Below are 12,820 nucleotides of genomic sequence, written 5' to 3' on the forward strand. Positions count from 1 at the left end.
CACATCGAAAATGGACCTGCTACCGGATTGGACAAAGGAACATGATGATCTTGCTCTTGGCACTTCTAATCGGGATTGTAGCTGGTTTGCGTGCAATGACGGCTCCGGCAGCTATCAGCTGGGCGGCTCACCTCGGTTGGCTGCATCTTGGCGACAGTTGGCTCGCATTCCTCGGTTATGCATTCACACCCTGGATATTCACCGCCCTGGCAATCGTGGAGTTGATCACCGACCAACTGCCGTCCACGCCAAGCCGAAAGGTGCCGGTGCAATTTGGTGCGCGTATTGTCATGGGCGCCTTGTGTGGCGCGGCGATCGGTATCAGCGGCGGGTCGGCTTTAGGCGGTGCTGTTGCGGGCGTGATCGGCGCAGTGATTGGCACTCTGGCGGGCGCCAACATCCGCGGACGCCTTGCCCGGAGCTTTGGCCAGGACCGGCCGGCCGCGATCATCGAGGACGTTGTGGCAATAGTTGCTGCCTTCCTGATCGTCGCTGCTTTGCCGTGACGCCAATGGCTTCACTCGGGCAGGGGAGAGGCCACAATGCGCCAAAAACCAGCGTCCCAATCACCCTGTTCAGGCAACCTCGCCAAGGTGACGTCGAACCCATTTCGTTTCTTCCGAGGCCGTGCGTCCGAAATGCCGTTTGAAATCGCGGCTGAATTGAGCCGGGCTCGCGTAGCCGACTGAACCCGCGACCTCTGCGATCGTCCTGCTCTGGCGTGCGATCATCAATCTTGCTTCGTGGAGCCGTATCGCTTTCACATATTGCATTGGACTATTGCCGGTGAGGCCCTTGAAATGGACATGGTAGGAAGGAACGCTCATGCCCGCTTCTGTTGCCAGATCGGCGATCGAAATTTCGGAGCTATAGTTTTCCCGCAACCAGATGAGGCTTTGGACGACCTTTCCAGATGTGCCTTTCTGCTGGAGTGCGGCGATCATCGCGCCGCCTTGCGGGCCAACCAGTACCCGGTAATGCAGTTCGCGCAAAATGCTGGAACCAAGGATAGCGACTTCAACGGGGTTGCGAAGTGCCATCAAAAGGCGCGTGAGAGCATCCTCGATATTGGCATCCATCCTGCTCGACACGAGACCGCGTGGCTTGGTCGTCGGCAATTCGGCGTGCATCTCCACTTGCATGGCGATCTCGGCTGCCATCTGCATGTCGAAATCGACATAGACCGCGAGCAATGGCCGCTCCGGACTGGCCGTTGACTCCATCCGGAATGGAACGGGTACTGAAACCGCCAGATAGTGTTCCTCATCATAGAGGTAGGTTTCGCCTTCAAGGATGCCCTGCTTGCTTCCCTGCAATACGAACACCGCCCCTGGCTTGTAGAGGACCGGAATGTCGTGGAGCACAGCTTCCGTGCGGAGTATCCGGACGCAATTGAGTGCGGTAGGATTGTATCCGTGACGAGGGGCGAGAACTCTGGCCAATTCGACCAACTCACGCCGCCGTGATCGCCGGGGTTTGGCATTGATAGGATTTGGCAACAAATTCATATAATCCGCAATCGAAGCACCCAGTTTCTCATACTATCTGTCAATCCTGCCATCATCAAGGAGCTTGCAGATCATGTCACAAAAGATCTTCTTCATCACCGGAGCGAATTCTGGTTTCGGCCTCGCCATTGCGTCCGCCGCCGTCCAAATGGGCCACAAAGTGATTGGCACTGTTCGTTCAGAGACGTCACGCATGGCGCTCGCCGAGGCCCTTCCTGCAGTCCGAGCAGCCCTCTGCGACGTGACAGACTTCGACCGCATACCGGATGTCGTCCGGCGGGCGGAGGACGAGCATGGACCTGTTGATGTGCTGATCAACAATGCCGGTTACGGCCACGAGGGTGTGCTTGAGGAGTCGCCAATAGAAGCGATGCGCCGACAGTTCGATGTGAACGTCTTCGGCGCGGTTGCGGTTGCCAAGGCATTTCTTCCGCGGTTTCGCGCGCGACGCAGTGGTTTCATCGTCAACGTCACTTCGATGGGCGGCATGATCACCATGCCCGGCATTGCATATTATTGCGGTAGCAAGTTCGCGCTTCAGGGCATATCGGAAGTGATGCGCTCGGAAATGGCCCCGTTCGGTGTCCGCGTGACTGCCCTCTGCCCCGGTTCCTTCCGGACGGACTGGGCCGGACGATCGATGGTCCGCACGGAGAGATCAATCGCCGACTACGATGCCCTTTTTGATCCGATACGCGAGGCGCGCCAGGCGAAAAGCGGCAGGCAGCTCGGGGACCCCGCCAAACTGGCGGCCGCCGTTTTAAGCCTGGTCGAGTCCGATAATCCTCCGCCGCAGCTTCTGCTCGGCAGCGATGCCCTCGAGCATGTGTCGGATAGAATTGAGCGCCTCCAGCAGGAGATCGAGGCGCGGAAGTCTGTCACCGTCTCGACCGATGGGTGATGGTGCCAACTCTGCCTTCTCACTTGACAGCCTCCCTACCAGAAGGTAGACATAGGATATGAGCAATCTTTTGACGACATCCGACGAAATCCTGGCTTCCGCACGAACACTGATCATGAGCGGAGGATATAACGGCTTCAGCTATGCTGACATTGCGGGGGTCGTCGGCATTCGCAAGGCCAGCATTCATCATCATTTTCCGAGCAAGGTCGATTTGGTCCGCACGCTTGTGAAGCAATATCGTGAAGATGCCGAAGTGGGTGTGGCGGCTCTGGAGCAAGGCGTGCAGGACCCACTCGAGCTCCTCAAAGCCTATGCGGGCCACTGGGCCAGATGCATCGAGGACGCAAGCAGGCCCTTTTGCGTGTGCGCTCTGCTGGCAAGTGAACTGCCAGCGTTGCCGCCGGAAATCGCGGAGGAGGTGAAGGCTTTTTTCCGCTTTCTCTCGGCATGGCTGACTTCAGTCATGGAACGAGGCTCCAGGGAGGGAGCTTTGAATCTGTCAAGCCAACCTCGCGTCGAGGCTGAGGCGTTCATGGCGTATGTCCACGGAGCCATGCTTTCAGCGCGGKCCTACGGAACACCGGAAGTGTTCCCCGCCATCCTGGCGCCCACCTTGCAGCGACTGTCTCCGACGGTCGCTCAATAAAAGCTTCGGGCGGATGCAAACCCGCCCGGAGTGACAAGTTCAGTCAGTAAAACTACCAACCAGTAGGAAGGTCAAAATGATGAAAAATATTCTCACCGCTCTCGTGCTAGGACTATCCGGTATCGCGGCGATGGCTGTTCCAGCGTCGCCTGTACATGCCGAAGATAAAAAGGCCCAGCAAATCCATGTCAGGGGCAGCATCGTCAGCTACAGCGCGTCCACGCTCAAGGTGAAGACGCGCGAAGGAGAGACTGTCGATGTCGCTCTTGCCGACGACTGGAAAGTTTCCAGCGTGGCAAACGCAAAGGTCACTGACATCAAGCCCGGCGACTTTGTCGGGATCGMATCTCTGCCGAAACAAGGCGGTGGTGACGGCGCGCTTGAAGTGCTCATCTTCCCGCCGGCACTGAAAGGTGCAGGCGAGGGCAGCTATGGTTGGGACCTTAAACCCGACAGCAGCATGACCAATGCCACCGTAGCAAATGCAGTTAAAGACATCGACGGCCGGACGGTCACCGTTTCCTATCACGGCAAGGAAAAGAAGATCTCTATACCGGATGGCACGCCTGTCGTGACCTTTGCTCCGGCGACCAAGGATGATCTCATTCCCGGCGCCATCGTCTTCGTCCCTGCGGAGAAGGCTGCAACCGGCACCATCGCCCATCAGGTCCTTGTCGGCAAGAATGGCGTGGTTCCGCCCATGTGAGACACGTCGTCGCCGGTCGCTCTGGTGCCCTACCGGTTCGACCGGCGATTGCTACGCGCATACGAACGTGCTGAGCAGCCGTTTCATGCCCCCACAACAATTGGAAAGATATTTCTGTGACACACTACCAAACGACCATCGCTTCTCGCGAGAAGGAGCAGTGGCTGACGCGATACTATTTCACGCGAGCAGGGTTTTCTGCCGTCTGGGTCGCAGCTGCTTTGACTGTCGGCCAGCAATCGGCTTCCATCGCCGCCGCCTTGCTGATCATCTCCCTGCCTGGGATGCCGCGGCCAATTTTGTCGATGCATCGCGCAATGGCGGGCTGGGCAACAACCGGACGCAGGCAATCAATGTCGCAGTCAGTTCCGTCATGACGGTCGCCGTTGTTGTCGCGCTCACAATGAGCATGAATTGGGTTCTGAGCGCTTTTGGCCTCTGGGCCATCTTCTCGGGTGTCTTGCAGCTTGGCACGGCCCTTCGCCGCTGGAGGACAAGTGGCGGCCAGTGGGCGATAATCCTCAGCGGCGGCCAATCCGCCGTGGCCGGCATATTCTTTATTGCTCAGGCGCGGATGCCCGAACCGCCTTCCATTGCCAATATTGCGGGGTATGCCGGCCTCGGCGCCTTCTATTTCCTCGTATCGGCAGTATGGCGAAGCGCCAGCCACATGCGGCGGAAGACCGCCTGACTTGGCGGGGGAGAGAGCGTTCTCCAGCTTGCTCGCTCTCTCCGGTGCTCAGGAGCAAAGATCAGCTGCGGGGCTGTAGCAGCGCCAGCACGACTGTCGATGCAGCAAGGATGGCGGTAAGGGTCAAGGGCCCCGTGGCGCCATAGGTGTCCACAACATAGCCGCCGACAACTGCGCCGATAGTGATGGCGACCTGGAAAGAGGCGACCATCAAGCTGCCCGCTGCCTCAAGCGCGTCAGGGGCCGCGCGGGACAGATTGGTCGGCAGCACCACCGGCGCCATGCCGAAGGCGAAGCCCCAAAGCGTAGCGAAGCCGAAGGCAACGCCGATATGCGCGCCCCAAAGCACCAAAGCGAGCGCAGCAAACGCCATTAATGCGGCGGTAACCGCGAGGGCCATGCGGATATTGGCGTCGGCCATGCGGCCGCCGGCAATATTGCCGATCACAGCGGCGATGCCAAACCCGAGCAGCGCCAGGGCAATCGGCCCGGTCGCAAGGAGCGTAACGTGTTCGAGGAAGGGGCGCACATAGACCGAGCCGGCAAAATGCCCCGTCATCAGCAAAAAGATAGCAAGCATGCCGAGCTGTATACCACGCCGCCGTGTCAGGCGAAGGACATCGGCAAGACTGTTGCTTGTGGTTGCGGGCAAGGTCGGCAGGCTAAGAAACTGCAGCAGCATGGCAAGCGCGGCCAGTCCAGCTGTCATCGCCATGGCGCTGCGCCAGCCCAGCCAGTCGCTGATCAACGCGCCCATCGACGGTGCGGCAATGGTGGCGAGCGAGACGCCGAGGGTGACGATAGCCATGCCACGACCTGTCGCATTGGCGCCAACCAGCCGCGCTACGACGGCAACTGAAAGCGCCCAGAAAGCGCTGAGGGCGATTCCCAACCCGGCCCGACCCAGCAACAACAGCCAGAAATCGGTCGCAAGCGCCGCAAGAATATTGGAGCCGATCGCCAGGGCACTGAGACCAACCAGCACCGTCTTGCGGTTCAGCCGGCCGATGAGAACATTGCTCAACAAGGCCGTCACGGCGCCGACGGAAGCGGTGGCGGTGACGACCTGCCCGGCCGTTCCCTCGCTGATGCCCAGATCGCGCGCCATTGGCGTCAACAGACCCGCCGGCAGAAACTCGGCTGACACCAGCGCAAAGCTGGCGGACGCCATTGAAAGGACCGCGAACCAGGTGGCCGCGCTCCATTCGGCTGGCGCAGCGGCATCGAGCTCTATGACCTCGCCATCAAGTTGTAATGTTGTGTCCGTCATTGAAGTATCTCCAAGGGTTTGGAGATATTGATAGACGAGTCTTTTCGGATGATATGTGTCCTAAAATCCGAAATCCATGTCTATTCGTCCGGAAATTGTGCGACGCACAACGCCAGGCGAGACATTGGTGATGCGTTTGAACGCGCGAGCGAAAGATGCCTCGGATTCATAGCCCAGGCGGGTGGCGACCTCGGCAACCGACATGCCGCTTTGTCCCAGCAAATCACGGGCAAGCTGCATACGCAGACGGGCGAGGTAGCGTGCCGCGCCCTCCCCTAAAACAGCGCTGAAGCGCTCGGCGAAAATCGAGCGCGATTGGCCTGCGAGGCCTGCGAGGCTTTCGAGTGTCCAGTTGCGGCCCGGGTCCCGGTGCATGGCTGCGAGGGCGCGGCCGATATGGGGATCGCGGATGGCAGCGAGCCAACCGGTGGTCGAGGCTCCGGTGCAATTGACCCAGCAGCGGATGAGCCGCGCTGTGAGCAGGTCCGCCATACGAGACAAGATGGTAGCGCTGCCCATCTGCGGTTGTGTGGCCTCCGCTGTCATGGCCGCTAGCAAGGGGCCGACTATCGGGTCATTGCCGGCCACGTCGCAGCCCTTGATGATTGGCGGCATCAAAGTGATCAAGGGGTTGAGCGCACAGGCGCCCAAGGACATGGAGCCACAGAAAAGGGTGCTGGTCGCGCCCGTTCCTTCCCGGACCACTTCGCAAACGTTGCTCCCCAACTTGGTCACCTGACAACCCTTGAGCGAATCGCCCACAACGTCCGGAGCGCTGGCCAGCCGATGGGCGATGCCTTGCGGCAGCAGCACCAGATCGCCATCGTTCAGCTCCTGCCAGCCTTGCGCCTCTGTATGCATCCAGCATGGACCCTGGCTGACAAAGTGAAAACGAAGCAGCGGTTGTTGCGGAAAGGCGATGCTCCATGGATGTCGGAGCTCGCAGCGGCCATAGTTGACGCCACTCAAGCGAAAGTCCTGCAGGACTTCGCTGAGCGCATCCATAGGCATATGTGGCGGCGTAGACGGTCGGGACGAATGGTCAAGCATTTAGCCAATATAGATGCCGAACGTCCGGCGGGCAAGTAGCATTCGGCTCAGGCGGCCGTGTCAGAGCCGGCCTCCCTGAAGCGTGTCTCGAATTCCCGTCGCAAGCTTCGCCGTGCTTCTGCGGCTCGCAAGCGTTGGTGCGCGATCTCTGTCGTTGGAATATATGACGGCACTGCGGTTGGCTTGCCATCCGCATCCACGGCCACCATTGTGAAATAGCAGGAGTTTGTGTGTCGATGCGCGCCGGTGCGGATGTCTTCGGCTTCAACCCGAATGCCGACTTCCATGGAGGTACGACCGGCGTAGTTGATCGAGGCACGAAAGGTCACCAATTCACCAACCATAATAGGCTGACGGAACACGACCTGATCGACCGACAACGTGACAGCGTATTGCTTCGAGAAGCGTGATGCACAGGAGAAGGCGACGCGGTCCAGGAGATTGAGCAGGGCGCCGCCATGGACCTTGCCGCTGAAGTTGGCCATGTCGGGTGTCATCAGGACGACCATTTCTATTCGACTCGTATGGGTGCCGTCATCCATTGTGCGCCTCCGTTGTTTAGCAAATCAATTGGTATCAGCTATCCGCTCTCGGCGTAGACCTTCTTTACAACAATCCTGGTTATGAAAACGTGCGTGGTGGCCTGTCCATGATTGAAGAGAAAAGCCTCGGCGCCATAGCCAAAGCAGGTTCAACCAGACCGCAGAGGGCAGCTTTGATTCCGCATCGGGCGACACCCGGATCAACCTGGTAGAGTTCCCCGACACTCAGGTTGGCAACGATCCCGACACCGGGGCGCCCGGCCATCAGCATCGACTGGCAGGATGACGACAGCCTCGATATCGCGTTGAACCGGATCTGGAACACGATCAAGAACATCGAAATTTCCGATTTTACCGGCTCGGCGCTCAGGATTTCGAACTTCGTCGATGTCTGGGTGCATCCCGATGGCGACGCCGACCGTAACATCGCTAACGATGGGGTGAAGCGGGCCGAGGTAGCGACGGGCGGCGGCGACGACCATGTCCGGATCGGCATCGACAGCAACACGGCCGACTGGAGCAATGACCTGCGCATCGACACTGGCGCTGGCGACGACGACATTCGTCTCAGGCTTCCAGGCCGGAAGCGGCGACGTCTTGGACGTTGCCGGCTACGGTTTCCTCAGCTTTGAGCAACTCGAAACGGAAGGCAGGATCACGGTCGTTGGTGACCACACCGAGATTGCCTTGAGCGATGATGACTCGATCCAGGTCCATGAAATCGGCCTTACAGCCAACGACTTCCTGTTCGCCTGAGGCGCAAGACAGCAGCGGAACGGCGCCGTTAGTACACTTGACGATCTGAATAAATATCTGTAAATCCAGATATATGGAAAAAGATAAAACCATTGCGGCGTTTTCCGCTATCGCGCAGCCAACACGTATGGATGCTTACAAGCTCATCGTCATGCACGAGCCAAATGGTATCGCGGCGGGAGAGGTGTCGCGCATCCTCGATGTTCCGCAAAATACCATGTCAACCCATCTCGCGATCCTTTCTCGGGCGGGCTTGATCTCGTCTGAGCGGCAAAGCCGTTCCATCATCTATCATGCCAACTTCGAAAACCTGCGTGCAGCCATCAACTATCTTTTGAAGGATTGCTGCGCGGGCCATCCCGACATTTGTGCACCAGTGCTTGCCGACATCGTCCCGTGCTGCCCGCCCAAGGAGAATCTCAATGCATGATCGCGTCTATAATGTTCTCTTTCTCTGCACTGGAAACTCGGCGCGCTCGATCCTGGCAGAATCGATCTTGAACACGGAGGGCAAGGGACGCTTTCGCGCATACTCTGCGGGGAGCCAGCCGAAGGGAGAGGTCAATCCATTCGCTCTGAAGGTCCTCGATGCTCTCGGTTATCCGACGGGAGGTTTTCGTTCCAAGAGCTGGGACGAATTTGCCGAACCGGGCGCACCGGAGATGGACTTTATTTTTACGGTTTGCGACAGCGCGGCGGGAGAGGTGTGTCCGGTTTGGCCAGGCCATCCCATGACCGCTCATTGGGGTATCGAAGACCCTGCCGCTGTCGAAGGAATCGACATCGAAAAGGAGAGAGCCTTCTCGGAGGCCGCCCGCTACATGAAGAACAGGATCATGGCATTCCTCAACCTGAAGCACGATTCCGTCGATCGGCTATGGCTGACAACAAAGCTGCAAGCCATCGGCCGCCGTGAGGGGCTGGAAGCGGAAGAAATAAATTCGATCGATTCGGACTTCGCGACGGCTCTTCAAGCAGCATCATTGCCGACCGAGGATCTTGCCGAGTCCAAAGGCAAGTTCTTTCGCTTTGCCGATCGCCAGGGCAACCCTGTCGGATATGGCGGCATCGAATTCTACGGAAAGGATGCACTCCTGCGCTCGATTACAGTGCCGCCCGCGGCGCAAAAGCATGGACATGGCAGTGCCATCACACGTTTGTTGCTCCGGTATGCTGACATCCAGGGAGCGGAAACGGGCTATCTACTGACGACCAATGCCGCACCATTCCGAGGCAAACTCGGCTTCCATACGGTCGACCGAAGCGCTGTGCCCGCTGCAATCTTGGCATCGCCGGAAGCATCCAGGCTTTGCCCCGCGACAGCGTTTGTCCTGACGCGATCAGTTTCCATCTGAGGAAGAGCCATGTCCATCTTCGAGCACTATCTCGCCGTTGGGGTGGCCTTGCGCAGCGTCGTCAGTGTCGCACTCGGATCCGACGAACTCGGCTGCAATCTGTCGACGGCGGTTCAAAGGTCGTGACACCGGAACTGTCCCGCCGCCTCGCGGCAGAAGCACTTGGCACGGCAATACTTGTTGCAACGGTCGTCGGTTCGGGAATTATGGCCGACCGACTGACCAACGATGCGGCGCTTTCGCTGCTCGGCAACACCATTCCAACTGGCGCTATCCTGGTGGTGCTAATCACTATTCTGGGACCAGTCTCGGGCGCACACTTCAATCCCGCGGTCACGATGGTCTTCGCGCTGCGAAGGGATATCGAGCCTATTGCCGCGCTCTTCTATATCGCCATGCAGATACTGGGGGGTGTTGTCGGATCGTTCATGGCGCATGCCATGTTTGAGCTTCCAATTATCGAGGTTTCAAGGACCATTCGCACCGGTAGCGGGCAATGGATCGCAGAAGTTGTCGCCGCCTTTGGCCTGATATTCACCATCCTTGCTGGCCTTCGATTCCGGCCGGATGCAATCGGTTGGCTAGTTGGACTGTACATCACGGCCGCCTACTGGTTCACTGCCTCAACTTCGTTCGCCAATCCAGCCGTCGCTATTGCACGGTCCCTCTCGGACACTTTCGCGGGTATCCGTCCGCTTGATCTACCCGGCTTTATCATTGCGGAGCTGGTCGGTGCATTGCTTGCAATGGCACTGGCCAATTGGATGCTGGCGACCGAACCACTTGACCAATCAAAAGGACAATGATCTGAGCGTCACTATTTACGGTCCGGATGATGTGTCGCTGACACTGAGCAATTGCTTGATGCGATGGACATTTACCCCATCTGGTACCGGTGCCCAAATATCGGCCTGTTTTATTTCGCTTAGCGACGCAAAGCCCAACGCGCTGAAGGAATTCCGGTAGCGAGCAGAGATTGTTGCGAGTAGCGCCGGGACCGGGCAGACATCGCACGGTGTGTATTGTGCTCGACATTCCCGGCCGACAGATGTCCCGGCCAACGCCAGCCAGTTGTTATTTGTTCGGGTCGGGATGAACGAATTCCACTGTGGTTCAATCAAAGTTTGTCGATTGAGACAAGCTTTCCCACGCAGCGATTTCAGCCTTTATCACCCCAATTTTTTCCTCGACAAGCTTGAGAGCGTCGGCGCCGAGATATAGCCTTGCTGGTGGGTTCTCTGTCTCGACTAATTTCAGCAGAGCCTGGGCGGCCTTTGCAGGATCGCCGGGCTGGGTTCCGCTCTTAGCCTGCCGCACCGCGCGGATCGGATCCATCACCGCGTCATATTCGGGGATTTTGCGTGAGCACCGCACCATCGAACGTCCGGCCCAGTCCGTTCGGAACTGCCCCGGAGCCAGCGCCKTAACACTAATGCCGAGATGCTTCACCTCCTTGCCCAGCGCCTCCGAGATGCCTTCCAGCGCGAACTTGCTACCGCAGTAGTAGGTGATCCCCGGCATCGTGATGAAACCGGCCATTGAGGTGACGTTGATGATATGGCCGGTTCGCCTTTCACGCATTTCGGGGAGCACGGCCTTTATCATCGCAACGGCGCCGAACACGTTGGCGTCGAATTGACGTTGCAGGTCTCCGAGCGACGACTCCTCTAGCAGGCCTTCATGACCGTAACCGGCATTGTTGACGAGGACATCGATAGGACCCACCTCGCGGGTTGCCTTTGCGACGGTCTCGGGAATTGCATCAAAGTTGGTGACATCAAGCAGGATCGCGTGAGCGCGTCCTTGTGCGAGACTGGTGAACGCCGATGCTGCCTCGTCGGTGCGTAGCGTGCCGATGACGTCATGCCCTGCCTCCAGGGCGCCCTCGGCAAACGTTTTTCCCAGGCCGGAACTGACGCCAGTGATCAGAAATGTTTTGACTTTCGTCATACTTCGCCCCTTTCGCGTGCGCCCGGCGACAGATCAAGACAACCTGGAGGACCGAGTTCCATCCCTTGAACGGAGACACCGTTCCCCCTGTCCTCAGCGCTGGCGCGAATTGTAAGACCAACCGATCGCTCGGAGAATGTTCGTCGTTTGGGAGACACTCAGCCGAATAGCGACATAATCAACTGAATGTGGCTGCTTCAGTGGCCATGCGGGCAAATTCAGTGCGCAGCCGCGGCGCAGCGAAGTCGACAAAAGCGCGAACCTTGGGCACTGACATCCGGCCGTGCGGCGTGAGCAGATGTACTGGCAAAGGTGGGTGCTCGGCATCAGCCAGCACGACCTGTAGCCGCCCGTCTCTCACATATTCGGCGACCTGATACGAATAGAGCCGAGTCAAACCGCCGCCCGCGATGGCGGAGGCGGCTGCAGCGCGCACCGTGTTAACGATGAACCGCGGCGTGAATTTGACCGTTCGGAGTGACAACTTCTCGGCAGCCTGGGGGCGTGTATTCGGCCAGGACGTCGAGCAAAGCTGGTCCGGTACGGTTGATCCCTCGATTGACGGATCGGTGTGGGGCGGGCCAGATAGGCCTCGATATCCTTAGACGCGACGGCGGCAATGGTCACCGGGACACGGCTCTTCTTCGGTTATTCAACATCAACGCAGACGTAAAGGGACAGGCGCTCGGCTGGAACAACCTTGATGTCGGCGACATGACGGCCGACGCGACAAGTGTCGGCGCTTATTGGACCCACATCGGTCCAGCTGGCTGGTATGTCGACGGTGTGCTCATGGGCACGTGATACCCCGCCTGGATGCCATTCAACGGGTTCGCGGTTCAATTCCAATGAAGACGAAAAAGCAAAGATACCAAAAAGCGCAGTTACGCAGCAATTTGACGGTCGACTGACTTATCTAAAGCCACGCAATCGGAAAACCTTAGCTCATTTGAGCGCCTCCTGCCAGTGCGGATATGTGACGTAGGCGGTGATCGCCCCCTGCTCATGCGAGTGGATGGTGACCGACGTGCCCTTCGGTATATAGACGATTTCGCCCGGACCGGTGGTGATAGTGCTGGCGTCAGTCGCGACCGACAGCCGCCCCTCCAGAACCACCATGACGTCATCAACGGCCAGCGTCTCGACAAGACTTTGGTTAGGCCCGTAGCGCCCGAAGCCGATGGTAACTGGTCCACCTCGGTGCTGGTCGACCACATTGCCGGCAAACACCTCTCCATCCTGTCCAGGCGAGCGCTCGAATGATGCTTCGGTGATGGCGAACTTTTGAACAGCTATGGATAACTCCGTTGTGGGGTTAACAGGTTGGCCGAAAATAACGCCTGAGCAGGTTCGTGGTTCAACGAGCAATAGTAGATGGCGAAGCGACACCTACTTCGCCAGCCCTGGCTCAGCGACGCTGCAACACGACCGGGGCACTCACG

At 58.6% G+C, this 12,820-nt stretch carries 17 protein-coding genes and 2 pseudogenes; 12 read left to right on the top strand and 7 right to left on the bottom strand.

Features of this window, described 5'->3' with window-relative positions; all coding sequences use genetic code 11:
* The first annotated feature begins 44 nt into the window (after positions 1-44).
* Complete coding sequence (locus ACXJ5O_RS01740) at positions 45-506, top strand: DUF4126 family protein (protein WP_457298383.1); 462 nt, start codon at positions 45-47, stop codon at positions 504-506.
* 69 nt (positions 507-575) lie between these two features.
* Here ACXJ5O_RS01740 and ACXJ5O_RS01745 read toward each other — a convergent pair whose 3' ends face one another.
* A complete protein-coding gene (locus tag ACXJ5O_RS01745; protein WP_457298384.1) occupies positions 576-1,502 on the bottom strand; it encodes an AraC family transcriptional regulator N-terminal domain-containing protein in 927 nt (308 codons plus the stop codon).
* Between the two features lie 79 nt (positions 1,503-1,581).
* On the opposite strand from ACXJ5O_RS01745, the gene ACXJ5O_RS01750 reads away from it, so the two are divergent.
* From ACXJ5O_RS01750 to ACXJ5O_RS01765, 4 genes and pseudogenes are all read left to right on the top strand, one after another.
* Positions 1,582-2,409, top strand: a complete 828-nt coding sequence (locus ACXJ5O_RS01750; protein WP_457298370.1) for an oxidoreductase — start codon at positions 1,582-1,584, stop codon at positions 2,407-2,409.
* Between the two features lie 58 nt (positions 2,410-2,467).
* The gene (locus ACXJ5O_RS01755; RefSeq protein ID WP_457298371.1) at positions 2,468-3,058 is read left to right on the top strand and encodes a TetR/AcrR family transcriptional regulator; all 591 of its coding nucleotides are present in this window, start codon (positions 2,468-2,470) and stop codon (positions 3,056-3,058) included.
* Between the two features lie 76 nt (positions 3,059-3,134).
* The gene (locus ACXJ5O_RS01760) at positions 3,135-3,764 is read left to right on the top strand and encodes a hypothetical protein (protein WP_457298372.1); all 630 of its coding nucleotides are present in this window, start codon (positions 3,135-3,137) and stop codon (positions 3,762-3,764) included.
* A gap of 116 nt (positions 3,765-3,880) precedes the next feature.
* Positions 3,881-4,455, top strand: a pseudogene (locus ACXJ5O_RS01765) (DUF308 domain-containing protein).
* Between the two features lie 61 nt (positions 4,456-4,516).
* On the opposite strand, the gene ACXJ5O_RS01770 reads toward ACXJ5O_RS01765, so the two are convergent.
* The 3 genes from ACXJ5O_RS01770 to ACXJ5O_RS01780 are packed head-to-tail and all read right to left on the bottom strand — an operon-like array spanning position 4,517 to position 7,317.
* The gene (locus ACXJ5O_RS01770) at positions 4,517-5,725 is read right to left on the bottom strand and encodes an MFS transporter (RefSeq protein ID WP_457298373.1); all 1,209 of its coding nucleotides are present in this window, start codon (positions 5,723-5,725) and stop codon (positions 4,517-4,519) included.
* A 60-nt stretch (positions 5,726-5,785) separates the two neighbouring features.
* Positions 5,786-6,775 (bottom strand): cupin domain-containing protein, encoded by a 990-nt coding sequence (locus tag ACXJ5O_RS01775; protein ID WP_457298374.1) that lies wholly within the window; start codon positions 6,773-6,775, stop codon positions 5,786-5,788.
* A gap of 47 nt (positions 6,776-6,822) precedes the next feature.
* Entirely contained in the window at positions 6,823-7,317 is a 495-nt protein-coding gene (locus ACXJ5O_RS01780; protein ID WP_457298375.1) for an acyl-CoA thioesterase, read from the bottom strand.
* 23 nt (positions 7,318-7,340) lie between these two features.
* Here ACXJ5O_RS01780 and ACXJ5O_RS01785 point away from each other — a divergent pair, with 23 nt between their 5' ends.
* The 6 genes from ACXJ5O_RS01785 to ACXJ5O_RS01810 all read left to right on the top strand — a co-directional run bounded on the left by ACXJ5O_RS01785 (position 7,341) and on the right by ACXJ5O_RS01810 (position 10,234).
* Entirely contained in the window at positions 7,341-7,529 is a 189-nt protein-coding gene (locus tag ACXJ5O_RS01785; protein ID WP_457298385.1) for a hypothetical protein, read from the top strand.
* A gap of 18 nt (positions 7,530-7,547) precedes the next feature.
* Entirely contained in the window at positions 7,548-7,949 is a 402-nt protein-coding gene (locus ACXJ5O_RS01790; RefSeq protein ID WP_457298376.1) for a hypothetical protein, read from the top strand.
* Positions 7,915-8,073, top strand: coding sequence for a hypothetical protein (locus ACXJ5O_RS01795; protein ID WP_457298377.1), 159 nt, complete (start codon positions 7,915-7,917; stop codon positions 8,071-8,073). The genes ACXJ5O_RS01790 and ACXJ5O_RS01795 overlap by 35 nt, the downstream gene beginning before the upstream one ends.
* A gap of 73 nt (positions 8,074-8,146) precedes the next feature.
* Positions 8,147-8,503, top strand: coding sequence for an ArsR/SmtB family transcription factor (locus ACXJ5O_RS01800; RefSeq protein ID WP_112524699.1), 357 nt, complete (start codon positions 8,147-8,149; stop codon positions 8,501-8,503).
* Complete coding sequence (gene arsN2 / locus ACXJ5O_RS01805) at positions 8,496-9,428, top strand: arsenic resistance N-acetyltransferase ArsN2 (RefSeq protein WP_457298378.1); 933 nt, start codon at positions 8,496-8,498, stop codon at positions 9,426-9,428. Before ACXJ5O_RS01800 ends, arsN2 begins: the two co-directional genes overlap by 8 nt.
* 122 nt (positions 9,429-9,550) lie before the next feature.
* Positions 9,551-10,234 carry an aquaporin gene (locus tag ACXJ5O_RS01810; RefSeq protein WP_457298379.1) on the top strand — a complete coding sequence of 228 codons (684 nt, stop codon included), beginning with the start codon at positions 9,551-9,553 and terminating at the stop codon, positions 10,232-10,234.
* A gap of 307 nt (positions 10,235-10,541) precedes the next feature.
* Here the strand turns inward: ACXJ5O_RS01810 and ACXJ5O_RS01815 are convergent, their stop codons facing one another.
* Both ACXJ5O_RS01815 and ACXJ5O_RS01820 read right to left on the bottom strand, forming a co-directional pair.
* Entirely contained in the window at positions 10,542-11,378 is an 837-nt protein-coding gene (locus tag ACXJ5O_RS01815; protein ID WP_457298380.1) for an oxidoreductase, read from the bottom strand.
* Between the two features lie 178 nt (positions 11,379-11,556).
* Positions 11,557-11,898, bottom strand: a pseudogene (locus ACXJ5O_RS01820) (LysR substrate-binding domain-containing protein); the annotation flags it as partial.
* Positions 11,899-11,936: 38 nt separating this feature from the next.
* Between ACXJ5O_RS01820 and ACXJ5O_RS01825 the strand changes: the two are divergent.
* Positions 11,937-12,182, top strand: coding sequence for a hypothetical protein (locus tag ACXJ5O_RS01825; protein WP_457298381.1), 246 nt, complete (start codon positions 11,937-11,939; stop codon positions 12,180-12,182).
* Positions 12,183-12,323: 141 nt separating this feature from the next.
* On the opposite strand, the gene ACXJ5O_RS01830 is transcribed toward ACXJ5O_RS01825, so the two are convergent.
* Positions 12,324-12,674, bottom strand: a complete 351-nt coding sequence (locus ACXJ5O_RS01830; RefSeq protein ID WP_457298386.1) for an ethanolamine utilization protein — start codon at positions 12,672-12,674, stop codon at positions 12,324-12,326.
* Between the last annotated feature and the right edge of the window lie 146 nt (positions 12,675-12,820).

The organism is Phyllobacterium sp. P5_D12 (assembly GCF_054049495.1).

What these genes read in the sequence shown, in the direction of transcription:
- ACXJ5O_RS01780 (WP_457298375.1), bottom strand. Translation starts at nt 7,317, where the DNA reads ATGGATGACGGCACCCATACGAGTCGAATAGAAATGGTCGTCCTGATG.
- ACXJ5O_RS01775 (WP_457298374.1), bottom strand. Translation starts at nt 6,775, where the DNA reads ATGCTTGACCATTCGTCCCGACCGTCTACGCCGCCACATATGCCTATG.
- ACXJ5O_RS01750 (WP_457298370.1), top strand. Translation starts at nt 1,582, where the DNA reads ATGTCACAAAAGATCTTCTTCATCACCGGAGCGAATTCTGGTTTCGGC.
- ACXJ5O_RS01740 (WP_457298383.1), top strand. Translation starts at nt 45, where the DNA reads ATGATCTTGCTCTTGGCACTTCTAATCGGGATTGTAGCTGGTTTGCGT.
- ACXJ5O_RS01800 (WP_112524699.1), top strand. Translation starts at nt 8,147, where the DNA reads ATGGAAAAAGATAAAACCATTGCGGCGTTTTCCGCTATCGCGCAGCCA.
- ACXJ5O_RS01770 (WP_457298373.1), bottom strand. Translation starts at nt 5,725, where the DNA reads ATGACGGACACAACATTACAACTTGATGGCGAGGTCATAGAGCTCGAT.
- arsN2 (WP_457298378.1), top strand. Translation starts at nt 8,496, where the DNA reads ATGCATGATCGCGTCTATAATGTTCTCTTTCTCTGCACTGGAAACTCG.